24 protein-coding genes are annotated in these 25,701 nt (G+C 40.2%); 2 read left to right on the top strand and 22 right to left on the bottom strand.

The annotated features are described in order from the left end of the window. Positions 1-24 precede the first annotated feature (24 nt). From holA to AC4J95_RS13825, 20 genes are all read right to left on the bottom strand, one after another. Positions 25-1,053 carry a DNA polymerase III subunit delta gene (gene holA, locus AC4J95_RS13920; RefSeq protein WP_494550395.1) on the bottom strand — a complete coding sequence of 343 codons (1,029 nt, stop codon included), beginning with the start codon at positions 1,051-1,053 and terminating at the stop codon, positions 25-27. A gap of 85 nt (positions 1,054-1,138) precedes the next feature. Continuing rightward, entirely contained in the window at positions 1,139-3,250 is a 2,112-nt protein-coding gene (locus AC4J95_RS13915) for a DNA internalization-related competence protein ComEC/Rec2 (RefSeq protein ID WP_494550394.1), read from the bottom strand. 122 nt (positions 3,251-3,372) lie between these two features. Further along, positions 3,373-3,864: a ComE operon protein 2 gene (locus AC4J95_RS13910; protein ID WP_494550393.1), complete on the bottom strand. Its 492-nt coding sequence runs from the start codon at positions 3,862-3,864 to the stop codon at positions 3,373-3,375. A 405-nt stretch (positions 3,865-4,269) separates the two neighbouring features. Then, a complete protein-coding gene (locus AC4J95_RS13905; protein ID WP_316403670.1) occupies positions 4,270-4,857 on the bottom strand; it encodes a ribonuclease H1 domain-containing protein in 588 nt (195 codons plus the stop codon). A gap of 113 nt (positions 4,858-4,970) precedes the next feature. After that, entirely contained in the window at positions 4,971-5,582 is a 612-nt protein-coding gene (locus AC4J95_RS13900; protein WP_494550392.1) for a helix-hairpin-helix domain-containing protein, read from the bottom strand. A 332-nt stretch (positions 5,583-5,914) separates the two neighbouring features. Next, positions 5,915-6,931 (bottom strand): SepM family pheromone-processing serine protease, encoded by a 1,017-nt coding sequence (locus AC4J95_RS13895; RefSeq protein WP_494550398.1) that lies wholly within the window; start codon positions 6,929-6,931, stop codon positions 5,915-5,917. 26 nt (positions 6,932-6,957) lie between these two features. Next, positions 6,958-7,443 (bottom strand): pantetheine-phosphate adenylyltransferase, encoded by a 486-nt coding sequence (coaD, locus tag AC4J95_RS13890; RefSeq protein WP_494550391.1) that lies wholly within the window; start codon positions 7,441-7,443, stop codon positions 6,958-6,960. 1 nt (position 7,444) lies between these two features. Beyond that, positions 7,445-7,999 (bottom strand): 16S rRNA (guanine(966)-N(2))-methyltransferase RsmD, encoded by a 555-nt coding sequence (gene rsmD, locus AC4J95_RS13885; RefSeq protein ID WP_494550390.1) that lies wholly within the window; start codon positions 7,997-7,999, stop codon positions 7,445-7,447. A gap of 80 nt (positions 8,000-8,079) precedes the next feature. After that, entirely contained in the window at positions 8,080-8,421 is a 342-nt protein-coding gene (locus tag AC4J95_RS13880) for a YlbG family protein (protein WP_316403675.1), read from the bottom strand. Continuing rightward, on the bottom strand, positions 8,414-8,839 hold the full coding sequence (locus AC4J95_RS13875) for a YlbF/YmcA family competence regulator (protein WP_494550389.1): 426 nt from the start codon (positions 8,837-8,839) through the stop codon (positions 8,414-8,416). The genes AC4J95_RS13880 and AC4J95_RS13875 overlap by 8 nt, the downstream gene beginning before the upstream one ends. Next, positions 8,836-9,945: a CAP-associated domain-containing protein gene (locus AC4J95_RS13870; RefSeq protein ID WP_494550388.1), complete on the bottom strand. Its 1,110-nt coding sequence runs from the start codon at positions 9,943-9,945 to the stop codon at positions 8,836-8,838. Before AC4J95_RS13870 ends, AC4J95_RS13875 begins: the two co-directional genes overlap by 4 nt. A gap of 26 nt (positions 9,946-9,971) precedes the next feature. Beyond that, positions 9,972-13,394, bottom strand: coding sequence for a pyruvate carboxylase (locus AC4J95_RS13865; RefSeq protein WP_494550387.1), 3,423 nt, complete (start codon positions 13,392-13,394; stop codon positions 9,972-9,974). Between the two features lie 5 nt (positions 13,395-13,399). Continuing rightward, positions 13,400-14,590, bottom strand: coding sequence for an FtsW/RodA/SpoVE family cell cycle protein (locus AC4J95_RS13860; RefSeq protein ID WP_316403679.1), 1,191 nt, complete (start codon positions 14,588-14,590; stop codon positions 13,400-13,402). Between the two features lie 3 nt (positions 14,591-14,593). Continuing rightward, positions 14,594-14,896 carry an Fpa/YlaN family protein gene (locus AC4J95_RS13855; protein WP_494550386.1) on the bottom strand — a complete coding sequence of 101 codons (303 nt, stop codon included), beginning with the start codon at positions 14,894-14,896 and terminating at the stop codon, positions 14,594-14,596. 472 nt (positions 14,897-15,368) lie between these two features. Continuing rightward, positions 15,369-16,055 carry a DUF2922 family protein gene (locus AC4J95_RS13850; RefSeq protein WP_494550385.1) on the bottom strand — a complete coding sequence of 229 codons (687 nt, stop codon included), beginning with the start codon at positions 16,053-16,055 and terminating at the stop codon, positions 15,369-15,371. 40 nt (positions 16,056-16,095) lie between these two features. Further along, complete coding sequence (locus AC4J95_RS13845) at positions 16,096-16,491, bottom strand: hypothetical protein (RefSeq protein ID WP_494550384.1); 396 nt, start codon at positions 16,489-16,491, stop codon at positions 16,096-16,098. Positions 16,492-16,834: 343 nt separating this feature from the next. Next, positions 16,835-18,676 (bottom strand): translational GTPase TypA, encoded by a 1,842-nt coding sequence (gene typA, locus AC4J95_RS13840; RefSeq protein WP_494550383.1) that lies wholly within the window; start codon positions 18,674-18,676, stop codon positions 16,835-16,837. Between the two features lie 110 nt (positions 18,677-18,786). After that, entirely contained in the window at positions 18,787-19,551 is a 765-nt protein-coding gene (locus AC4J95_RS13835) for an inositol monophosphatase family protein (RefSeq protein WP_494550382.1), read from the bottom strand. Positions 19,552-19,584: 33 nt separating this feature from the next. Next, complete coding sequence (locus AC4J95_RS13830; protein ID WP_494550381.1) at positions 19,585-19,854, bottom strand: UPF0223 family protein; 270 nt, start codon at positions 19,852-19,854, stop codon at positions 19,585-19,587. Between the two features lie 201 nt (positions 19,855-20,055). Then, positions 20,056-20,919 carry an Rgg/GadR/MutR family transcriptional regulator gene (locus AC4J95_RS13825; protein WP_494550380.1) on the bottom strand — a complete coding sequence of 288 codons (864 nt, stop codon included), beginning with the start codon at positions 20,917-20,919 and terminating at the stop codon, positions 20,056-20,058. A gap of 199 nt (positions 20,920-21,118) precedes the next feature. Here AC4J95_RS13825 and AC4J95_RS13820 point away from each other — a divergent pair, with 199 nt between their 5' ends. Together AC4J95_RS13820 and AC4J95_RS13815 are read left to right on the top strand one after the other, a co-directional pair. Further along, positions 21,119-21,745, top strand: a complete 627-nt coding sequence (locus AC4J95_RS13820; protein WP_494550379.1) for a GPP34 family phosphoprotein — start codon at positions 21,119-21,121, stop codon at positions 21,743-21,745. Positions 21,746-21,914: 169 nt separating this feature from the next. Beyond that, a complete protein-coding gene (locus AC4J95_RS13815; RefSeq protein ID WP_494550378.1) occupies positions 21,915-22,187 on the top strand; it encodes a hypothetical protein in 273 nt (90 codons plus the stop codon). 137 nt (positions 22,188-22,324) lie between these two features. On the opposite strand, the gene lpdA is transcribed toward AC4J95_RS13815, so the two are convergent. Both lpdA and AC4J95_RS13805 read right to left on the bottom strand, forming a co-directional pair. Further along, positions 22,325-23,731, bottom strand: coding sequence for a dihydrolipoyl dehydrogenase (gene lpdA, locus AC4J95_RS13810; RefSeq protein ID WP_316402955.1), 1,407 nt, complete (start codon positions 23,729-23,731; stop codon positions 22,325-22,327). Between the two features lie 7 nt (positions 23,732-23,738). After that, positions 23,739-25,379: a dihydrolipoyllysine-residue acetyltransferase gene (locus AC4J95_RS13805; RefSeq protein ID WP_494550377.1), complete on the bottom strand. Its 1,641-nt coding sequence runs from the start codon at positions 25,377-25,379 to the stop codon at positions 23,739-23,741. Between the last annotated feature and the right edge of the window lie 322 nt (positions 25,380-25,701).

Here is a 25,701-nt window from a genome sequence, read left to right as displayed (position 1 = left end):
ATAGAAGAAAAGTGAGAAAAAATTCTATTTTTTTATACGTTCTGTTGATTTTAGAATAAATAACTGGAAGTTCAATTCTTTTTCAGCTTGTCCCGTCTTCACTTGATAATCATTTTCTACCAATTCGTCATACATTGAGACAAGTAAACTTAGCGGAAATTTGGCGACTTGCTGCATCGCTAATTTTACTCGATAAGGATGTATCCCTAAGGTTTCTGCAATATTAGCCTGCTGATAACCGATTTTCTGTAGAAGCTTCGTTTGTAGCAGCAGACGGATCTGACCAATCAAAATTGCAGTCAACTTGATCGTTTCTTCGCCTTGCAAGTGCAATTCTTCGTAAGTTTGATAAGCTTTTGCTGTGTCGCCTTTCAAGATCTGCTCAGTCAGCTCGAAAATATTGTGCTCCAGCGTTTTAGGGACTAGATCTTGGACTAATTGAAGCGTGATCGTTCCACCGTTGCCGGCAAGCAACAACAATTTTCCGATTTCATTCATCGCTTTCGAAAGATCAAAATCGGTTAATCGCAGAAACAAATCAAAGGCTTCTTTGGAAATTTTGACATTCTCATTGCTGATATAGCGCTGTAGGAAAGTACGCAACTCTCGTTCTTGCAATGGTGCGGCATCTATAACCTCGGTTTTCTTCAAAGCCTTCGTGATTTTTTTTCGAGCATCAAGCTTAGGATAATCCGCCCAAAAAACCACGATCGAGGTATCTAATGGTTTTTTCAAGTAATCGACTAAACCATCGGTATCCTGTTCCGGAACATTACTTTTCTTTTCACCGGTTAAAAAGTAGGGCTTCTCAACGAAGATCAAACGATAATCGCCAAAAAAAGGTAGCGTCTCGGCTTCATCAATCACTGCACCCAGCCCGCTTTCTTCCATATCAAAAGACATGAAATTCAATTCCTCCAGATCATCCTTCTTCATTCGTTCTAAAAAGGCCTGACGGATTTCTTGGATCAGATAGTCCTCTGTCCCTGTCACAAGATAGACCGGCTTCAGTGGTGCGTTTCTAATCTGTTGAAGTGCTTCTTGTGTATTCATGCAACTGCTCCTATTTCAATAGTAAGAATAATAGTTTTCATTGGTACGGTTCATAAATATAGTTTCCGAACCCTGACTATTCATGCTACCACGATTGATCCAGAAAATCTATTAAGACTTTTATTTCACCCTTTTTTGTAATCGCCGACCATTGATAATAGATCATTCCCTGTTGATCGGTTCGTAAAACGTTGACACGATATTTTTTCAGTTTAGCTAACGTTTCAGTCGTTGGATGACCGTATCGATTTCTTTTTCCTACTGAAATGACTCCATGCTTCGGTCGCAGCTGTTTGATAAATTGCTCTCCAGTGGACGTATTACTGCCATGATGACCGATTTTTAGGAAATCCACTTTTAATTGCGGATATTTCTTCAGCAGCTTTTCTTCTCCAGATACTTCCAAATCCCCAGTTAATAAAAAGCGTTGATGATTCAAGGTAAAATAGGTCACTAGCGAATCGTCATTTTTACCTTCGCTGGCTTCTGGTGAAAGCACCTGCAGCTTTAATTTCTTACCGATCGTCTCTCCTCGCTTCGTTAAGTGAATCTTGGTTCCCTTTAGTGGCTGCAAAATAGATCGTAATTCCATTTGCGACCCTTTCGCCAAATAAAGATTTTTTACTTTCAATTCATCTAATAGATGTGGGAGTTCACCCATATGATCGGCATCATTGTGAGTGACAATCAAATGATCAATACGCGTACAGCCTAACGACTTTAAGAATGGTAAAAGATTGTAATCTGAAAGCTGCTTTTGCTGACGCGTTTGCCACTCTTTTTGCTTAAAATTCAAGCGTCCGCCTGTATCAATCAAGAAGGTTTCTTGTTTGAATGGCAGTTTAATAAAAATACTATCTCCTTGACCGACATCCACAAAAGCAATCATACCTTTGGCTGAAAACGAAATCGATAGCAGCAATACAACAGCCCCACCTACGAGCCATAATACTTTTTCTCGATATTTCAAACGATCAATACCCCATAAAACAAGTATAAGCAGAACCAAAAGAATCAGAAAGCTCGGGCGGCCGATAGTCAAGTTAGGGAAAGCAGCCAAATCTAGCGCTTTTTCTAGGATATGAAAAATGGAATCGAGAATCTTGCTTAAGAAATGCGGAATCGGAAAAAAACACCCCATAAAAAGTAATAAACAACCTGGAAGAATCATCCATTCAAAGAGCGGAAACAGCATCAACGTGAACAAGCCTCCAATGATGGTCCATTCACTGAAGTTGTATAATAGAACTGGCAGAGATAAAACGGAAAACAACAACATTTGCTGGTGTAATTTAAAATGGAGATCATTAAGATACAACAGCAGGAGTGCAAAATATAGACTCAGTTGTGCCCCTACTGACCAAAATACTAAAGGAAACAACAACACTACAAGGAATAGCATCAAACTCCATTGATCAAGCTTTGAGAAGGAGAGCTCAAATGTCAGGCAGGCAAAGGCAATTAAAAAGCTCAATACTGCTCGAATCGTACTGTAGCTCCCGCCAGTTAAATATGTCAATAAAACTCCAATCATACTCAATATGACTAGCCGTGTCTCTCTGGTCAAACCGATTCTCTTCAGCAACAGGTGGACCCCACCTAAATAAAACTGGATATGCAGTCCAGACAACGTAAACAGATGCAACAACCCAGTAGTTTTATACGCAGCTGTGTACTCTTCAAAATGAGCATCTTTATAGCCGATAACCAGAGCTTTGATATAGCTGGATAATCTTCGGGAGTAACGCTGATCAATTTTCCAAATCAGCCGCTGGCGCAAATCGTTCAAGGAAAATTTCTCATTTTTCAATGTTTTCAGCGATTCAATTTGAAGAATTTGATTGTAGCCTAAACTTCGATAGTATTTTCTGGCGTCAAAGCCATTTAGATTTCTAGCGACATCAAAAGCTTCTGTCTCACCGCTGACCAAAGCTGGGTTCGGCAATTCTTTTCCTACCCAAATTGATTTTTCCTCTGGTGATTTTAAGGTATGATAAACTAAATACTTTTTTCCTCGCAGGGTGCCTGTTAATTTCAAGAAATTACCATCAACTTTAACTGAATCAGTTTGAATTTGCATAAGTTGATTTGTTAGTTTTTGAGGAGCATGATCAGATTGGTTTACATAATAATACGTTCGTAAACCAATAAAAAAGCTGCACAAAAAGACCAGCAGCAACAGCTGTAGATTTTTCATGCAGATTATCCGAATGATTAAAATACTCACTAGCATTAGCAACCAAAAATTGAACTGATAGAGAAAGCTTGCCGCCAAAATAGCGACTAGGATCGGCAGAATCAAATAGTTTCGGACGGACTCTATCTCTCTGGTAATGTGGCAGCATCTTCTCCTAATTGCAGCTTCGTAAAGTATTTGCTCTCTAAATGAACTTGATGGGCACTGGCACCGACTTGCTCGATCAACTCGATAGCATAAGGATCATTGCGATAATCCTTCAAATAATGAATCTTTTTGATTCCCGCTTGTAATAACGCCTTTGTGCAAGCTAAACATGGAAAATGAGTCACGTAAACTTCCGCTTGATCTGTTGCGATCCCCAACTTGGCACATTGTAATAATGCGTTCATTTCAGCGTGGATCGTTCGCAGACAATGTCCGTCAACGACATAACAACCTTCGTCCATGCAATGAACATCGCCGCTGACGGAGCCATTATAGCCTCCTGCGATAATTCTTTTATCACGTACGATTGTCGCACCGACTTCTAAACGTGTACACGTGCTTCTTAATGATAACAAAACGGCTTGCGCCATAAAATATTGATCCCAAGGTATTCTTTCTGTTGTCAAAATCTTCGTCCTCTCTTTCGATCTTTCTTATATTGTAATCAAGTCTTTCAAATTTACAAGCGTCTTTTTACCACTGCCGAATACTTTCGCCAAATCTTCTATCAAATGAAAACTGCCATTTTCTTAAAAGAGAAGTTGGCTTCTACGACTTTCTTTTCACCGATCCTTGATCCATCTGCTGAACTGCTTCATTTCTCTATATCTAAAATACGCAAAATTTGACCGGAGATTCGAAAAAAAGTCACTTATTTTCTGCTATACATACGCAACTGAATAAGGCCCAAGCAAATCAAAAATTGATTTACTTAGGCCTTATACAATCTGATAAAGATCCACTCATAAAGAGAAACGTATTTCACCAGTTAGAGTGTTTTTGTATTTTATAGCTGGCAAACAAATAAGCTGCTACGCATCAGCGGCCTTGCCTGCAAGATAATCTGCCCGATCATTGTATTTATCCCCTGAATGTCCTTTTACTTTGACGAAAGAAACGTTTGTTTTAGTGGAAAGCAGATCAAACTCTTTTTTGTAATATTCAGAGATTGGTTTATTCGTCTTCCAGTCCCCTTTGGCCCAAGATTCGATTCCTTGATAATCATAATGAATCGAGATCTTATCAACCTTGTGATCCACTGCCCAGCGGATTGCCTCCAGTGTCGCGATCGTTTCACCGGCTATTTGATAGCTTTCAATAAAATCAGGTGTTCCTGTAATGGATAGTTCATCTATTACTGTACCATCCTTGAGAATGACTACGCCTGAGCCATATTGTTGCTTGCCTTTATTAAATGACCCATCTACAAAGGCGCTATACCCCTCATCAAAACTAGCAACAACTTCAGCCTTATCCTGTAAATATTCATTCGCTGCTGCTTCACTTGTAAAAGACTTAAACTTTGCGTTAGGATAGCCTTTTACTAGATTATTCGTTTCATTCCATGTAGTAAAAACACCCGTTTTTCTACCTACTTTAACTGCGTAAAATTTAGCCACCGCTATATCTCTCCTTACTTTTTATCCTATTCATTGATTATAAGTAATCACTTCGGTTTTTGAAAATCAAAAGGAAGACAATTTGATAGAATTCTTATCTCAATCTGATTCTTCTATATTGTAATTGAGTCCTTCAGATTTTCAAGCGTCTTTTCACCAATTCCGGAAACTTTCGTCAAATCCTCAACCGTTTGAAAGCTGCCATTTTCTTCACGATATTTGATAATGTCTGCGGCTTTCTTTTCACCGATCCCTGATAATTGCTGCAACTCAGCTGCATCTGCCGTGTTGATATTGACTTTTGCTGTATCGGATCCAGAACTTGCTGAACCGCCATCATTTGGATTAGTCTGATTGATCGCTGGAATCTCTTCTCCTATTTTGGGTACATAAATGATTTCCTGATCTGTTAGCAACTTAGAAAAATTGATTTGATTTTGATCGGCTTCTTCAGTAAAGCCGCCCGCCAGATCAATCGCGTCCATTAAACGCATCCCCTGTGTGATTCGATACATTCCAGCTCTTTTAACAGCTCCTTTGACATCGACGTACCATTCCTGATTACTGGATTCACTTGTCTTCATTACACTGCTGCTTTCCGTTGAAAAGAGTGCTGGATCTGCCGTCTCTTCTTCGGTTGGTCTTGAGAAGAAAAAGAAGACAATGACAGCCAAGATTGCTGGTACGGTAATTAAATATGGGTATTTTCTTAGATATTCTTTCATAGCGCCCTCCTTCTCTACAAAATACGTAAAAAAAGGGGAAATATCTTCAAGATGTCCATCTTAAAATGATTTCTTGGTAGACTTTTCTTATTTCTATTTTTTACTGACATACTCTTAAAAAAACAGTAGCTGTCTGGTTCATCTAAACATTGTAACGTTATTTTAGTATGTACTTTTTTGCCTATCAATAATCGACCAAACGGTAATTCTAAATTATTAAAAGAGAGATTTCAGTCCTCTAAGATCAACATGCGGAATTTCTCTCAGACATCAAAATAAAAAGCGAGTGCAGCCTCACTATTAGGTGATTTTACACTCGCATTTTATTTTGTTTATTTCATTTCTGCTAAATAGTCTAAAGCATCTTTGACCGTTTTAACTGGAACAATCTTCATGTCCGTATCTAGTTTTTTAGCGGCTGCCGTGGCTTCTTCATAATTCGACTTGATTCCAGGCTGAGCTTTTTTCATCTCTTTAGTGATCTCATCATCCGGCGCGAAGAAAACTTTGTTATCACTGGCCGCAGCGCTGGCGACTTTTTTATCGATGCCGCCGATTCGTCCAACTTCGCCCTCGGAGTTGATCGTTCCGGTTCCAGCAATTTTCTTTCCTTGACGCAAATCCTTATCGATTAATTGTTCATAAATTTCTAAGGTGAACATAAGACCAGCAGATGGACCGCCGATATCACCTGCGTCGATTTTGATTTTTTCCTGCGAATCTATCTCTGTGTGATCGGTCAAAGTGATGCCGATTCCCGGTTTTTTATCGGTTGGAAGCTTGATTAATTTTTCGGTAGCTTCTTTTGTCTCACCGTCATGGATATAGGTCACTTTCATTTCCTGACCTACTTTTTGCGATTTGACATATTTCATAAAGTCTTCACTGCTGGTAAAGGTTTTGCCATCAGCTTTTGTGACTGTGTCACCAATACTGATTTTCCCGTAAAAATTGGAATTTTTTTCAATACCTAGCACATAAACACCCTCATACTTCATTTCATAGGGTTTGTTTGCTAATTTTAGTGCTTGTTCAATCGCAAAATTCTGGGAAGTATCCATGTTAAACTTCTGAATCTGCATATATTCATCGTCGCTAGCTCCACCAGTCAATTCATCGGTCGAAATCATCTCATGGAATGGTTCGAACTTCGATTTGATTGCTGTAAAAACAGTTGCTCGACGGATACCCACCGAGGTTAAACTAAAGGATCCTTTATGTTCATCCCTTTTATCATTGACTGTGATCAATTCTTTCAAATTAATCGTCTCTCCCGGTTCCTCAATATAATATGGAATCGGCACAATTATACAAGCTATTAGTGCTAAAGCTAAAAAAATCAGGATCAATCGTTTGACAAGTTTATTATTTTTCACTATTTCTCACGCTTCTCTTCCAATGCCCGATAAACAGCCTCAGGCAAATATTCTTTAACATCTCCGTTAAACGTCCAAACTTCTTTCAGGATAGAAGAACTGATGTGACTGTATTTTGGTTCGGCTAATAAGAAAACAGTCTCTAGTTCCTGATCTAAGTGGTGGTTCATGAGGGCAATCTCTTTCTCATATTCGTAATCCTTGATACTGCGGATGCCTCGTAATAGAAATTTTGCTCCTAGTTTTTCAGCGACACTTACGGTCAATTCATTTTCTTGAGCAATGACTCGCACATTAGGAATATGCGCAACCGATTCCTTTACAATAGCAAGTTTTTCCTCAGAGGTAAAGTAACTCTTTTTGTTCGTATTTACAAAAACGCCGATGATTAATTCATCAAACAATTTCGCTCCACGTTCGATCGTATCCAAGTGCCCCATCGTCAACGGATCAAAACTGCCGGGAAAAAGCGCGATTCGTTTCATCCTAATCCTCCCAATCATAAATCGTTACGGCGGTGATGCCGTAATCATGTCGTTTACGTTCTTTTAGCTGTCCAATCATTTCTGGCAGGACAACCTCCTTATCTGTTTCACAAACAACGGTAACCTCTTTGGTTAACAAACCATTACTCAGCAGCATTTCAATTTGCTTGACGATCTCCTGCTTTACATAAGGCGGGTCTAAAAGGACTAGATCAAATTGAAGCCCTCTGTTTGCCAGTTGCTGAATCGCTTGGTTGGCTGGCATCTTCATTAATTGGAAGGCCTCTTCGTTTTTAGTCATAGCGACATTCTCGCGAATAATCTCCATAGCCCGGAAATTTTTCTCAACTAAGACGGCTTGATCCATCCCGCGGGAAACAGCTTCAATTCCTAATGAACCGCTGCCGGAAAATAAATCCAAAGCATTTCCTCCGTCAAAATAAGGTCCAATCATATTAAACATGGCACCTTTAATTTTATCCGTTGTTGGTCGCGTATTATTTCCTGCTAAGGTTTTTAACTTGCGACCGCCAAATTCGCCTGCAACTACTCGCATGATCTTCATGCTCCTCTTCTACTTATTATCAAAGAAAAAGATGAAAAATGTTTGAATAAATCAGACATTTTTCACCTTACTTAGACTGTTTCTGCTAATCGAATCTTTGTATTGGCTTCTACGACATCCAACTCATCGTCATCTTTAACTTGATAAGCGGCTTTCGTTCCAATTCGATCCGCGAAATTCATTTCAATATCTGGTCGATATGAACGCTCCACTTGACGTACAAAATGCAACGCTTGAAGTTTTTCTTCCGTTTCATCAGCGAGTTCTTCGTTCACATACAATACCACATATTTCATTTTTCTTGAGACAAAATGAATCAAGCCGTAGCGTCTCAAGGTTTTTAATTGCTTCAAGGAATATACCCAAACGACTATTCCTCGCCTTTTTTGCATTATAAATTCAGTATTATCCATGACAATTCCCCTCACAACTATGATTCCCTGTTTCAAAAAAAGGATTTCCTGCATCTACCTTGATCTCCGAAGAAATAGTCTGAGCAATGCGTTGACCGACTTCATCCAACAAACGCTGGAAATCTGTTTCTGCTAAACGAAAAGCAGCCACTTTCTCATTCAGATCAAGCGCTCGTTTACTCAAGCGAACCCTGCGTTGCTGTTCGCGATAATCAGGCGCATATTCGCCATAACTAGCAATTTGCTCAAATTTATCTTTATCAGCTAGAAATGTCTTTTTAAGCTTTGAGACTTCTATAGAATTATTCATCTCAGTTTTGGTCTGCAGATAGTTTTTAAAGCTTTGGCTCGCTAGGATTTCCTGAATCAGCAATTGATTTTGATCCTCCAGCTGAAAGAAAGCATCATTAATGATCATTCGTCACTATCCTTTGTTTTTTCTGGTTCCTGTAACAAGACTAGCACACTTTCCTGATCAATTGCAACGCCAAGCTCCGCCTCTGGTGCATCAAAAATTTCATTCAAATGATCTTGACTAATCCAGTTAAATAGATTGAATAAAGGGTCAACCATCGGTGAGTAAAAAAGGCCGTTTTCATACTCAATCTTGTCATGTCTAGCCAAGTCTTTAAATTCTGCGGCAGTTAGTTCAAAGGACAGATTACTTAAATGAGCCCCTTGATCCGTTTCCCACTCTTCTAAACGGTCGTTATCCAGTACTCTTTTCGGCGTTGTTAAAAAACTTTTTAACAACTTTTTACTGTCATTCATTGGTTTATCTGGTGTTGCTAAATCAGAAAGCTTATGTAGTTCGCGATAGCGATTGATAGCTTCAATCGTTCTGGTTTGTTTTTGTTGATTTAAAACATTCCAATCGAGGTTGCTCTCCTGCACACGATTTGCCAATGGATTCCCGCTATTGATCTGATAGGGCATCAACCGCAGCAGGTTTTCCAGATCCAAATAAACCGCACCAATCAACTTTTCATTATCACCGTTAAAAAAGAGCATCGCGAACGTGTTGTTATCAAAGGCGATCAATGGACGAAAACGCATGTCATTCTCGCTTAGTTCGATCGCTACCGGCTCCTCATCATACGTCAAAGCGAAATCAGCTGATAAATTGATTTTGTCGGAAAGCTGGCTGCTGGTCATACCAAATTTAAAAGGCTTGATAGCTGCCTTTTTAGCCATAACTTTGATTGCACTGACTTTCCCACCTTCGACATTCACTTCTAATGTTCCTTGGTCAAGAGCATAATCCCTTGTTTGAAAAAAGAAGCCGCTCTCTTCTACTTTGGTTGCTTTACCGAATTTCTGCTCGAAGGTATCGATAGATTGAGCGATATATTGTGCGTAACCTTCTGTTTTGATCGTTTGATGCTTTAATGCCTTATGACGAGTTACTTGATTGGTTTGTTCAACAGGTACCTTTCTTGGCGTAGGCGGAAAGAGGACTGGCTGTAAATAGTAGCCAATCAAAACAACAAATAGAATACTAAGAAAACCAATTATCCTCTTCACACAGCAACGCTCCTACTAAAACTCTCTTATTTTTCTTTTACTTCAATCAGTAAGTCTCCTGAAGAAATACTTTCGCCTTCTTCTACGTATAAATGTGAGACTTCACCTGCAAAACGTGCATCGATCGACGTTTCCATCTTCATCGCTTCAGTGATCAGCAATGGCTGGCCTTTTTCGACATGATCGCCTTTCTTGACCAAAACTTTCAAGACAGATCCTGTCATCGTCGCACCAATCTGCTCACGATTTGTTGGTTCAACTTTACGTTTTGTTTGCACAGCACTCTTGATCGAAGCATCTTTGACGACGATCTCGCGGCGCTGACCATTCAAGTTGAAGAACAATGTCCGATTTCCTTCGATGTCGGCTTCACCAATCTCATCCAAACGAATAATTAACGTCTTGCCTTTTTCGATTTGGACATTGATTGTTTCGCCAAGTCGCATGCCGCTAAAGAAGGTTGGCGTATCTAACAAGGTAACATCCGCAAATTGTTCATAGGTTTTCTGATAATCTAAAAAGACTTGTGGATACATCAGATAGCTCAAGACATCGGTCTTACTTGGTTCGAAACCAATCAATTCCTGTAATTCATTTTTCACTTTTTCAAAATCAACAGGCTCCGCATATTTCCCTGGACGTTCACTCATCGCTGGTCGGCCTTGTAGAATAATCTGCTGCAGTTTTTCAGGGAATCCGCCAACCGGTTGGCCAAGTTCACCTTGGAAGAAGCTGATCACTGATTCTGGATAACTTAATTCATCCCCATGATCATAAATATCTGCTTCAGACAGTTCGTTTTGTACCATGAACAGTGCCATATCACCAACAACTTTAGATGATGGGGTCACCTTCACAATATCACCAAACATCATATTAACTGTTTGATACATTTGTTTGATTTCATCCCATTTATCTCCTAAGCCGACTGCTTTGGCTTGCTGTTGCAGATTTGAATATTGTCCGCCAGGCATTTCATGGTCATAAACTTCCGTTTGAGCTGCTTGGATCCCATTTTCGAAACTAGCATAATATGGGCGTACATCTTCCCAATAATGGTTAATTTGACGAACGTTCTTCAGATTCAATTCTGGCGTACGATCACCGTACTGCAGAGCATAGTACAAGCTGCTCATACTTGGCTGACTCGTCGCTCCACTCATCGCACTGGTTGCAACGTCTACCACATCCGCTCCAGCTTTAACAGCCGCAGAAAGTGTGATTAACCCGTTTCCGGATGTATCATGAGTGTGCAAATGAATTGGTAAATCGGTCGTTTCTTTTAGTTCGCTGATTAGATGGAAGGCAGCTTGTGGTTTCAACAAGCCCGCCATATCCTTGATCGCGATCATGTGAGCGCCAATGGATTCCAGCTCTTTCGCCATATCTTTATAGTATTGAACATTGTATTTCGTGCGACCTGAATCTAAGATATCCCCTGTATAACAAATTGCCGCTTCAGCAATTTTAGCTGCATCACGAACGTATTGAATACTTTTTTCCATTTGCGGAATCCAGTTCAAGCTGTCAAAGATTCTGAACACGTCAATTCCATGGTGGGCCGCTTCTTTAATAAACTCTTCCAATACATTATCTGGATAGTTCGAATAGCCGACCGCATTTGAGCCGCGGAACAGCATTTGCAGCAATGTATTTGGCATAGCTTTGCGTAATAATTTTAGACGTTTCCAAGGATCTTCGGTCAAGAAGCGATAGGACACGTCAAATGTCGCTCCACCCCACATCTCGCTTGAGAATAATTCAGGGATTCCTTCACCAGTTGCTTGGGCGATATTCAATAAATCATTGGTACGTACACGGGTAGCCAATAAGCTTTGATGCGCGTCACGGAAAGTCGTGTCCGTCAATAGTACATTTTCCTGCTCTTTGACCCACTGGACTACTGCTTCAGGTCCTTCTTTATCTAAAATGTTCTTCGCTGTGACGATTTCTCTCTTCTCGATCTTTGGTTTCCTAGCTGAATCAAAATAACGTTTCTCTTGTTTTTCGATTCCTGGGAAGCCATTAACCGTGATTTCAGAAATGTAACGCATCGTTTTATTTCCTCGGTCGCGTACCCGTGGAAATTCAAATAATTCAGGTGTGTTATCAATAAATGTCGTCTTAGCATTTCCACTTTGGAATACCGGATGACTGATTACATTGTACATGAATGGAATGTTGGTTTTTACCCCGCGAATCCGGAACTCGATTAAACAACGCTGCATTTTTTCAATTGCTTGATCAAAGTTCAACGCATGGGTACAAACTTTTACTAATAGAGAGTCAAAGTAAGGCGTAACAGTCGCACCAGCATATGCGTTACCTACATCTAAACGCACACCGAAACCACCTGGTGAACGGTACGTATCGATTTTCCCTGTATCTGGCATAAAGCCATTCAATGGATCTTCTGTCGTTATACGACATTGGATCGCTGCTCCAGACATTTTCACGTCTGCTTGTTTTGGCAAACCGATTTCTTTATGCAGGTCTTTTCCTTGAGCGATCATTAATTGTGATGTAACGATATCAACACCAGTAATCATCTCAGTAATCGTATGTTCAACCTGGACCCGAGGGTTGACTTCGATGAAATAGAAATTATCTCCTTCGACTAAGAATTCAACCGTTCCGGCATTAACATAGCCGACGTGCTTCATTAATTGAACAGCTGCCTGACAGATTTTTTCCCGTTGCTCATCATTTAAAGAAATACACGGCGCTACTTCAACCACTTTTTGGTGACGGCGTTGTACAGAACAATCACGCTCAAATAAATGCAGAACGTTTCCGTGAGTATCACCCAAAATTTGAACTTCAATATGCTTAGGATTGGCAACATATTTTTCGACATAAATTTCATCGTTACCAAAAGCAGCCTTTGCTTCACTCTTAGCACGATCGTAGCCTTCACGAGCCTCTTTTTCATCATGTGCTACTCGCATTCCGCGACCGCCGCCACCTAACGCTGCTTTGATCATGATCGGATAACCATGCGACTCAGCAAATTCCAAGACTCCTTCGATTGTGTCAACAGGACCATCAGAACCAGGAATTGACGGAATCCCAGCTTCTAATGCGGCTGTTTTAGCTTTGATCTTATCGCCGAAAATGTCTAAATGATGCAACTCAGGTCCAACAAAAATAAGACCTTCTTCCTTACAACGTTTCGCAAACTCCAAATTTTCAGAAAGGAAGCCATAACCCGGATGGATCGCATCCACCTTCGCTTCTTTTGCTACTCGGATGATGTCTTCAATATCTAAATACGCATCAATCGGTTTTTTCCCTTTACCAACTAAATACGCTTCATCTGATTTGAAGCGATGGACCGAATACTGATCCTCCTCTGCGAAGATCGCCACCGTTTTAATGTTTAATTCGCTACACGCCCGAAAGACCCGTGTTGCAATTTCTCCTCTGTTTGCTACCAATACCTTTTTCATGCACTTCACTCCTGACTTTTTAAGTATTCATACTCGATTGCAAGTTTCGTCCGTTTCTCATCCGCACTGATATTCAATGCAAAAGCCACGCCGACTGACAACACAAGTAAGCTATTTCCTCCTTGACTCAAAAATGGGAATGTGATCCCAGTCAAAGGAATAATTCCTAAAATACCACCAAGATTAATAAAAACCTGTAATAACAACAAACTTCCAATTCCCATGCAAATCAATGAATTGAAAGGTTTTTTCGAACGAATCCCAACCAAGTAGATCCGTGCGATCATGAAAATCAAAATTGCCAATATAACCAAAGCGCCGATCAAACCGACTTCTTCTATTACAATAGAAAAGATAAAGTCCGTATGAGCTTCACTTAAAAAGCCTTTTTTTTCGATACTATTGCCTAGTCCGCGGCCAAACCAGCCGCCGTTAAACATGGCATAATAACCATTGACCATTTGGTGACCAGTATCCAATTCATATTTAAACGGGTTTTTGAAGCTTTCAAATCGACTGGCAATATAGGCAAGTTTTCCTGGAAGGATCGCTTCACCAAAATGGGTTAGAAATTCGATCACTAAAAAGCTTCCCGCAATTCCGGCCCCACCAATAATCAAGCTATAGACCCAATTGATACCGCTGGCTAATAATAGAATCAGCGCCAATAACGTGATGATCGCCGCATTCCCCATATCGGGCTGTACAGCTACCAAAAAGATCATGGCGAAAACTAAAATCATCGGACGTTTCATGTCGGTGGTGAAATTATCTTGGATTGTTTCCTGTCGCTTCGACAAAATATAAGATAGGTACCACACGACCATGATTTTTAAATACTCAGCCGGCTGCATAGTAAAGCCGCCAATGTCGATCCAGCCCTTTGCCCCATTTCGTTCGTCTCCAATAAAAAATACAACAATCAACAGAGCGAAAATTAAATAAGTCGCGAAGATGATCAACTGCTGACTTTTTAACACATCCGTTTTCATCTTGTACATCAAACTGATCATAATTAAACTTAAAATCCAAAAGATTCCTTGATTCATTACCAGACTTGTTGGCTTTAGTCCCTGACTAATCAACAAATAGGAAGTGGAACTATAAACAAATATCAAACCGATAACGGTTAAAATCAAATAAGGAATCAAAATACTATAATCTAAAAAGTGGCGTTTCTTTATCTTAGTAGGCAAGGGTTAAGCCTCCCAGCCGGCATCCGTCGTGTCTTGACGAGTTTCGTACAAATCTGTATATAATCGATTGAGTTCTGCTTCTAACTCACTGAGCATTTTCTGTCCCTCTCCCCGCTTCAAGATACCAACCTTTTCAGCAAAGAATACTTGACGTGAGAAGCCATACATTTGTGTATCAACGACCTCTTCAAAAGCCTTACATTGAGAGATACAAAGACTGTTCGTTTGATTGCGAATCAGCAATTTGATTCGATCAGCATCTTCTTGTAATACTTTAATGGCAAAATCAGAAGAAATATTTTCCATTTTGCTTCCCTCCTATCTTGATTTCAACATTATAACATAGAAAAATTTTAAAAAGGAAAAAAATAAGCGAGACTAAGCTTTTTCTAAACTCTTTGTTCGTGTTTTGACTTTTACACAGCTGATGAAGTATTACATAGAGATTACAAACCAAAAACTTTATCTGAAAACGCGAAAAATCAATCCTTTTCGATTCCGTCTCCGTGAAACAAAGGTTAAATATGAAACATAACAGTTTTTTATTAATTTACTACTGCTGATTACGTTCAGTCTTGATGAGAAACCATACCAATCAAAACTATTTGGCTATACTGGATCAGCAAAAATGCAATATACCAATGATAATAATCAGTACACGACAAATAGCCCGCTGACTAAACGGGCTTTAAAAACGTGGTATTCCTTTAAAAAATGCGATTCAGTTTGCATTCGCCCCAAGCCAACGTTGGATTTTCCATGAGGCGGAAACTGTCAGCTACTCGCGCTTCCGGACACGCTCGACTAGCCGCTTTCTTTTTTTCATGGGTTTTACTGGTGGTGATTCCTTATTTGGGGCAGCCACCTGTTCGATCGTCGGTTCTTCTGTCTCTAATTTACCTGTGATGATCAGTCTCACAGGAGTGGCTTGCTCATCCGCTTCGATATTTTCTACCAAAACTCGCGGCGGCAGACAGGAAGCGATCAGGCGATAGCCATCACTTTCACTAATATCCCGCGGATAGACGCCCATTGGTAGTTCAATCGTCTCGATAAACCAGCCGGGTTTTGGATAGTCCATCATGATGTTTAAATCTTCTGGAATTCGAATATCTTCTGTTGCTTCTATATGGTTAACAGGCTCTTGCACCTGAGTAATGAGTTCTTTTTTTGGTTGGACCGCTTTTTTTACTGATTCTGCTGCTGCCGGTTTTGTATCGATTTCCTTCTTTGTGTCGAAAATTTCTCTTTCTCGCTTTTCGATCACGGTCGCATGGCGGACTTCATCAAATAGCCTGACATCGTTCTTATCGAAAAGACTCAGCTTGGTCAATTTTGACATTGCGGTTCTAATTTCATCCGCGTTTTTCGTCGGATCGAAATCTTTGAAGCGCAGATGATGGGAGCGACCATCGCTTCTGCCGAATTCGGCATCGAGTGCTAGCGCTAATGGTGTTACTTTCATAGGTTTCCTTCCTTTCTCCCATATTTTCTACCTATTCAACTCACTGGAGCGATCCAGCCAATCCTGCCAATGGTGCTTTAATAAATTGCGTAAACAACCCTTTCAGTTTTTCAGTGATCGCCGAATAGGTTTTCGCTGGAAATAGTTTGATTTGCAATAAACGCCATTCTTTCTTTTCAAAGTATTCCGCGAAATACAGATAAAGATCCCGCAGCACAGCGGTGGATCGTGTGTGCATAAAGATGTGCTTTACCAATTCTGGCAGCATAAAAGAAAAATCCTTTTCGCATAGTTCATCCCGCACCTGAAGCGCTACCAATAATTCGATTGCACCATTGCCGTCATTCGTATCGTGATAATAGTGTTTGATGCGTTTTTCTAAGTTTTTGCGTGTTAGGCTGAACACTTGTCGTTCAGATAATCCGTGTTCCTTCATAAACTCCTTCTCCTTTTCTAGTTGCTTATTTAAGTTGTTCTCTTATTTTTTTCAATCGTGGATGATGGCCGGTCACCACGTTAAATCCTATCCTGTTTCTTAGCTTTACAAAAATAACATACGCTTTTCGAAAACCGTTTTCAAGTTCAAAATTTTAACATGAAATTAAAAAGTAGATTAATTCTAATTTAATAATAAAATTTATTTTGCTGGCAACTTCAGCGGCATTTCTTAAGAAAAGAACACGGCCTCTATCTGAAGATCGGAAGCGAGACCTTTAATTAACTCTTTACTCTGAAGATCAAAAAAAGACCACACCATAACAGTGCGGTCCTCAGAAGTATTAGTCTACAGCGACTTTACGTTTCTTCGCTGCTTTTTCACGTTCTGATTTATTTAGAATTTGTTTACGCAGACGAATCGTTTCTGGAGTGATTTCACAGTACTCATCGTCATTCAAGAATTCTAAAGATTCCTCCAACGTCAAAATCCGTGGTTTTTTGATCACAGATGTTTGGTCTTTCGTTGCTGAACGAACGTTTGTCATTTGTTTAGCTTTAGTGATATTGACACCTAAGTCTTTATCACGACTATTTTCTCCGACAATCATGCCTTCATAAATTTCTGTACCAGGTTCAACGAAGACTGTTCCCCGTTCTTCAACACTCATGATTGAGTACATCGTTGCTTTTCCGTTGTCTACAGAAACTAGTGCACCGTTACGACGCCCACCGATAACACCTTGAATCAATGGTAAATATTGGTCAAAGGTATGGTTCATAATCCCATATCCACGTGTCATAGATAAGAATTCAGTCGTGAATCCGATCAAGCCGCGTGCTGGAGCTAAGAAGACCAAACGAACTTGACCGTTACCAGAATGGATCATATCTTGCATTTCAGCTTTACGTTGTCCTAAAGCCTCGATGACGCTACCCATGTATTCTTCTGGAGTGTCGATTTGTACACGCTCGAATGGTTCACATTTTACACCGTCAACGATTCTTTCGATGACTTCTGGACGAGATACTTGTAGTTCATAGCCTTCACGACGCATGTTTTCGATCAAGATCGACAAATGCAATTCGCCCCGACCTGAAACAGTCCAAGCATCAGGTGAATCGGTGTTTTCAACGCGAAGAGAAACGTCTGTGTGTAATTCTGACATCAAACGTTCTTCAATCTTACGAGAAGTAACGTACTTACCTTCGCGACCGGCAAATGGTGAATTATTCACTAAGAACGTCATTTGTAAAGTTGGTTCGTCAATGTGCAAAATTGGCAAAGCTTCTTGATGGTCAACTGGTGTTACAGTTTCCCCAACGAAGATATCTTCCATACCAGAAACGGCAATCAAGTCACCCGCTTTAGCTTCTTGGACTTCCAAACGTTGCAACCCAAAGAAACCAAAGATCTTTGTTACACGGAAATTTTTAATCGAACCATCTAGCTTCATAACAGAAACTTGATCGCCAACCTTCATTTTCCCGCGGAAAACACGACCAATACCAATACGTCCAACATAGTCATTATAGTCTAATAGTGAAACTTGGAATTGCAATGGCTCGTCGCTGTTATCAACAGGAGCTGGAATTTTTTCGATAATTGTATCGAAAACAGGTGCCATTGTTGGTTCTTGTTCTTCAGGTTTGTCTGATAGGCTTGAAGTTCCGTTGATCGCTGAAGCATAGATCACTGGAAAATCTAATTGGTCATCATCCGCACCAAGTTCGATAAATAATTCTAAAACTTCATCGACAACTTCTTCTGGACGAGCAGATGGTTTGTCGATTTTATTCACTACAACAATTGGGGTCAAATGTTGTTCTAACGCTTTTTTCAATACGAAGCGTGTTTGCGGCATCGTGCCTTCATAAGCATCTACAACTAACAATACACCATCAACCATTTTCATAATACGTTCCACTTCACCACCGAAGTCGGCGTGTCCTGGTGTATCCATAATGTTGATTTTGTAGTCTTTATAGTTTACAGCTGTATTTTTCGCTAAGATCGTGATTCCACGTTCTTTTTCTAATGCATTGGAATCCATTGCCCGTTCTTGTAAATGAACGTGGCTATCTAGTGTATCTGATTGTTTAAGCATTTCATCAACTAGTGTTGTTTTACCATGGTCGACGTGGGCGATAATTGCCACGTTGCGGATATCTTCTCTGTAATTCAATTTTAATTGCTCCTTTTCTTGTAACGCGAGACTCACTCGATTGACAATTATAACAGAAAATCATCGAGAGTGTTAGTAAAACATTTTCATTTTTTCAGAAAAATATTTATTTAACGTTTGACCTCGTCAAATGCCCGAATATCTGCCATAGCGGCTTGAGTTGCACCGATAAAGAATTCACGCCCCTGGAAGCTTAATGGCGCTTGATTTCCTCCGCAAATCGTCATCCCCAGCTGCTCCATCATGATTCCGCCAGCAGCGTAATCCCATGGACTCAATGTGCTAACATAGCCAATCTGAGTCCCTTTCAAGATTGCGATAAAATCCAATCCAGCGCAGCCTAATACCCGAATCCCCATAGAAGCTCTGCCGATCTCTTGTGCATGATACAAATTTTCCCGGTAAAGAGCCGCGTTCATTCCAATCAGCCCCTCACTCAAGCTTTTATTTTCAGGGGCTGAAATCTCTTCCTTATTATGGTAGACTTTACCGACTTTCAGACCACCCCAAAAAAGGTCATCCTGCATGACATCATAGATGAAGCCCAATTGTCCCACACCATCTTCATAGACAGCGATCATGATACAGAAATTTTCCTGCTGCATCACAAAGTTCAATGTGCCATCGATTGGGTCGATCACAAACACGCGGCCTTCACTGATTGGTGTTTGATCCTGTCCATTTTCTTCGCCTAATATTTTTGCATTAGGATCAAAAGCGTTGATTTTGCTGACGAAAAAATCCTGAATTTCCTTATCAACATTTGTTACAAGATCCGTTCGATTTTCTTTTTGGTCAACTTTCAGTGCATCGCCTAAACCGGTTTTTATCTTCTCTGCTGCCTCATATATCCAACTGATAATCTCATTTTCCATCATGATCTCTCCTAGTCAAAGTTTCGTCTGAATTTACATTTTAAAACGGCTAGCTGTCGTCTTTTTCGCCTGTTGTAAAGTACGATAGATTGAATAGCCGCTGACAGCCTGAAACTCGCGGCCAATCCGCTTTTCTTCGCCAATGCTTTTCACGACTGTTTTAAATTTCTGATAGCCCGTCAAAAAGGCTTTTGTTTCGACTCCATCTTCATTCGCTGTTTCGACTAAATTCAAGAAATTGATCACCAGCGCGATTTCTTCGTGTGACCAATCTTCATCGATTGGATAGCTATAATTTGCCATTGATCCTCACTCCATTCGGAAATAGTTTACCATAGAATTGTAAAACCTTTGAAAAAAGTCCCTTTCAGGATTGATTACGTTTTGATTGGCAGCTGTTTTTTCCGCTAATAGGGTACAGTCAAAATTTGCAAAAAAGCGATCAAAAAGATGACCATTTTTACCAAATTCACAACGAAAATCCGGTTCAAAAAAAGTCTCCCATTACTGCGCTTTTTTAGCCTGTGCCATAGTTGATTGATAGACAATGTTCAAACGGTTGCCGTAATTCAAATGACCGCAGTCCTCGACAAAGATCTCGATGATCCGTTCACATTGTCGCGGCCCTTTTGGATCATTTTTCTTGATCAGCAACAGCCCGTACACAAACTTCGCGTATAGATCATAATGAAGATATTTCATATCACGGTTAGGACTCAAATTATTTAGATATTCCAGCAAAACCTTCTCCGCTGAGGCTAACTGATTCTCTTCAACTAAGTAACGAGCCAGATGCAGCACAGCATCATGACGCCATTTTCGCACCTCAAAGCTGCCATGATCCTGTTTGACTAATTTTTTAGCATAATAATAAGCTTCCTCAGGGTTGAACAGATCGCCGTTGTAAGTGATCAAAAAGAATTCGAACTTCCCCCATGTTTCGGTTTCCCGCAAATAATCAGCGATGGGCGTCAAATCAACGGTATAGCTCGGCAGGAAAATATAATTATAGAAACGCTTGCCAATGATAGCAGCGAATAAAAATCGATTTTCATTTGTTTCCTGATATAAAAGCTCTTGTTTTTCTACGAATTTTTTTAACAAAAAAGAGTTTCCCGCATAATAAGCCTGATCGATTTCTTCCTCTATCTTATAGAACCAAATGTCCATACTATCATCAATCTCAAAAACAAACTCGTCGATCGTCGTATTGAGACGATTCAGCAATTGAATCAGATTTGAAAAACGAATATCGCCATTTTCACGTTCATATTTTCGTAAAAACTGTGGTGTCACGATTCCTTCAGACGTATTCATGATTGTTTGATTCTTTTTTTCCCGGATTTCTTGAAAAATTTTCCCAGTCACTCTATTTGCCTCCTTTGCTCGTTAAAACGAGTTCCTTTTTTCAACCCTCTATCACCGAAACTTTTGTTTCCATTTTATCTAGAATACCATGAAAAAACGATGAGAAATTCAGAATATTGAAAAGATTGTTTCAAAAAAAAGACTTTCTTTGATTTTTTCTTATACTTAAATCAAAGAACAAATAAAAAGGAGCAAGAAAATGAAAAATCTTAGTTTATCTCAACAATACCTGCTTTTAACGATGAATCGTCAAGGGAAGATTTCTTCCCTAAATTACTATGTTGGCATGTGTCTGGTCATGGCCGGCCTGCTAGATTTGCAAAGTGCAGGTGTGGTCGAATTAGAGCAAAAAGAAATCATCATTCTAACCGACGATCTGCCAGAAGAGCTAGCTTATCTTGATTGTCTTTTGGATAAGATCATCACGCTTAAAAAGAAACGGATCGATAAGCTCGCTGTTGCTTATGGCGGGACATTCTTTGAGAAGGACTTGAAACAATTAGTGGCACAAGTTCGCGGCTCGCTGATCATGCTTGATGAAGTCAAAGTAATGAGTGATACCAGCTACTTGGCAAAAGAAAGTACCATCGCCAAAACGGTCGCTCGTTTGGAAAATCTGAATCAGCTGGATTACGATGGATTGAAACTCGCAATCCTTCTAAAAAAATCTTCTTACTTAAAACAATACATTGAAAAAGAAGAGCGGAAAAAGCTTGAAGCGAAAATAAAAGAAGCGAAGAAAGACCCAGTTTCCCAACAAACCCAAACAATGATCTCACAACTGGATTGGTTAGTTGGATCACTTGTGGTAATAACTAGCGTATAAATATTTTTGGACAGAGTTACATTATCCAAGATAAGAGGGACGAAATGGAGAAGCATCAGGAAGAGTTTAAAAAAGGCATTGAAGCAGGTAGGCAATCGGGAAAAAGATGTGACTTTCACCGCTAAGAAAGCATCTATAATGGGCATTCTCAAGAGGCAACGGTTGACAGGTGGTTCGTTTTAATATCAATGCTTTGATGCCTAGCTGTGCTTGTAAATCACCACTGAAGAAACAGCCTTATTTAATCGGCGTTCTCTTCTCTCTATGCGCCTTAGGAACGGCCAACATGATTTTTCTTTTCGTATATCCCGGAACTGTTTCAATTCTGACTATGTTCGTTAACTTCGTCGCAGCAGGCGCAGATTTGATCATTGCTTTTATTGTATTAAAAGAATCAGACAGTTTGATTGTTGATCACTTTTCAAATGTTAAGTCTACTTAAGAAATGCTTTCCTTTCGTTAAGGATTGACAAGATATTCTTTCCCAAAGGAAGTTTAGATTAAATAGTTATTTCATCATAAGTACACAAGAAAAGACGACAAAATCCGCTGTAAAAAGGATTTTGTCGTCTTTTAATATTAAATATGAATTGGTAAACCTAATGCTAATTCCGAAGCATCCATTACGATTTCACCTAATGATGGATGAGGATGGATCGTCAATGCGATATCCTCTGCGTTCATCCCTGATTCAATCGCTAAGGCTAATTCAGAAACCATATCACTAGCTCCGACACCGGCAATTTGTCCGCCGATGATCACATTGTCCTCAACGGTTGTAACTAAGCGGATAAAACCTTCTGTTTTACCTAATGATAATGCACGACCATTACCAGAGAATGGGAATTTGAAGGCTTTCGCTTCAAGTCCTGCCTCTTTGGCTTCTTTGATCGTCATTCCCACTGTAGCCAACTCTGGGTCAGTAAAGGCCACTGCTGGCATTGCTTTGTAATCAACTGCTACTTTCTTTCCAGAAATCGCTTCAGCCGCGATTTTCGCTTCATAGCTTGCTTTATGTGCTAATGCTGCACCAGGAACGATATCACCAATCGCGTAAATACTTGGTACATTTGTACGGCCTTGCTTATCGACTGGAATCAAGCCACGATCCGTCATTTCAACACCGGCTTGTTCTAAGCCCATGTCATTGGTATTTGGACGACGACCGACAGTTACCATTACGTAATCAGCATCAATTGTTTCTTCTTTACCATCGACTTCATAACGAACAGTTACGCTATCGCCATTATCAACAGCTTCCCGGGCCATCGCAGAGGTTACGACTTTGATGCCTTTTTCTTTGAAATCTTTTTCAACCAATTGCACCATGTCTTTTTCATAGGTAGGCAAAATTTGTGGCGTACCTTCAATAATCGTTACTTCAGCTCCTAAGTTAGCATAGGCACCACCTAGTTCAGCACCGATTACACCACCACCGATGATAACGAATTTTTCTGGCACTTCTTCTAACGCCAAACCTCCAGTAGAGTCCAAAACACGTCCGCCAAATTTGAAACCAGGAATCTCGATGGGACGAGAACCTGTCGCAACGATGGCATTATTGAATGAATATGTTTGAGCTGAATCAGGATGGATCACACGCAAAGTTTTATCATCAACAAAGAAAGCTTCTCCTTCGATAATTTCAACTTTATGTTTTTTCAATAAGAATTTTACACCTGAAGTCAGCTTGTTAACAACACCGTTTTCTTTCCATTCTTGGGTTTTAGCAAAATCTAGTTTTACATTTTCACTCGTCACACCAAACATTGTGGAGTCAAGTGAATCGTGATAATGATGACCAGCAGAAATCAATGCTTTCGAAGGGACACAGCCGACGTTCAAACAAACACCGCCAATATACTCCCGTTCAATGATCGCTACTTTTTGTCCCATTTCAGCGGCGCGGATGGCGGCTACATAGCCGCCCGGTCCTGCACCGATTACAACTGTATCTAATTCAATGGCGAAATCTCCAACTACCATGATTTTATCATCCTTCCATTAATAATAATTCTGGATCAGCTAATAAACGCTTGATATTGTTCATAGCTTTTTGCGCTGTCGCGCCATCAACGATGCGATGGTCGAAGCTTAATGAAAGTTTCATTACACGGCCTACCGCTAATTCGCCTTCGTCATTCACGATCGGTTGTTGTGCAATCGTTCCAACGCCAAGGATCGCAACTTCAGGGTAGTTGATTACTGGTGTGAACCAGCCGCCGCCAACTGAACCGATGTTTGAGATTGTGATTGTTCCATTGCGCATATCGTCACCGGATAATTTACCATCATGAGCCAAGGCTGCTTTTTCATTGATTTCATCAGCGATTTTGAACATGCCTTTTGTATCGGCATTTTTCACATTTGGTACATACAATCCATGATCCGTATCGGTTGCAATCCCAATGTTGTAATAATTTTTGTAAACAATTTCTTGCGCTGCATCATCAATTGACGCATTCAAGACTGGGTATTTCTTAACAGTAGCAGTCAACGCTTTTACTACGTATGGCAAGAAGGTTAATTTTGTTCCATTATCCAAAGCCACTTGTTTGAATTTCTTGCGATGATCCCAAAGCTTAGATACTTCAACTTCGTCATGTAAAGTTACATGCGGAGCAGTATGCTTGCTGTTGACCATTGCTTTAGCAATCGCTTTACGTGTTGGTGTCATCTTCTCCCGGGTTTCCATTTCGCTCATGTTTGACGTAAATGGTTGCGCAGGTTTCTCAGCTTTTGCTGGGGCTGAATCTGAAGTTGATGCTGGCGCTTCAGTTGAGTGTGTTTCAGCTTTCGCTGGTGCAGCTTGTCCGCCGCCGGAAACGAATGTATCAATGTCTTCTTTGACTACTCGTCCACCTTTACCAGTAGCTGTTACTTGCGTAATATCAACATCTTTCTCACGCGCATATTGGCGAACAGATGGCATCGCTAAGACGCGTTTGTCTGGATTACTTGCCTCAACTACTGAAGAATCACCTTTAGCTTCGGCTTTTGGTGCTTCTGCCGGTGCAGACGCTTCACTTGAAGAAGCGCTTGAATCATTGTGCCCAGGTGCATCGATTTCTACTAGAACATCGCCGACATTGGCTACTGTGCCTTCGTCTACGATGATTTTTTTAATTGTTCCTGTTACAGGGGATGGAATTTCTTCCACTGATTTGTCATTTTGTACTTCTAATAAGGTGCCGTCTTCTTCGATCTTGTCACCTGATTTGACGAACCATTTGACGATTTCGCCTTCTGCAATCCCTTCACCGATATCTGGCAATTTGAATTGGAAGACTCCGCCGCCTCCATTAGAACTACCGCTAGCAGTTGGTTCTGCTGCTGGTGCTTCCGGTGTTTGTGATTCCGCTGCCACACCTGAGTCGCCTTCGTTATCTTCGTGTCCGGGTGCATCGATTTCTACTAGAACGTCGCCGACATTCGCGACTGTTCCTTCATCAACAATAATTTTTTTGATTGTTCCTGTTACTGGAGATGGAATTTCTTCCACTGATTTATCATTTTGTACTTCTAATAATGTGTCGTCTTCATTGATGGTGTCGCCAGCTTTAACGAACCATTTGACAATTTCGCCTTCAGCAATGCCTTCACCGATGTCTGGCAATTTAAATTGGTAAGCCATGTTTTTCGCTCCTTACTCCTACTAATGTAATTATTTTTTCGAAATCGAAAAAATAAGTTTGATGGTCGTGCCGTATATCATTCCACTAGATTCCGGATTTTTTTTAGTTTAACTTGCTAAATATATTTTTCTCACAAATTAAACTGGGAAAAGTGGAACTGACATCCTTACTCCTACTAATGTAATTATTTTTTCAAAAAAACAGAAAAAATAAATCTGATGGTCGTGCCGTATATCATTCCACTAGATTCCGGATTTTTTTTAGTTTAACTTGCTAGATATATTTTTCTCACAAGTTAAACTGGGAAAAGTGGAACTGACA

The organism is Enterococcus sp. GPZ-007, assembly GCF_059374735.1.
Note: the sequence above shows the minus strand (reverse complement) of the source record. Positions and strands in the feature narration are given on the sequence as shown.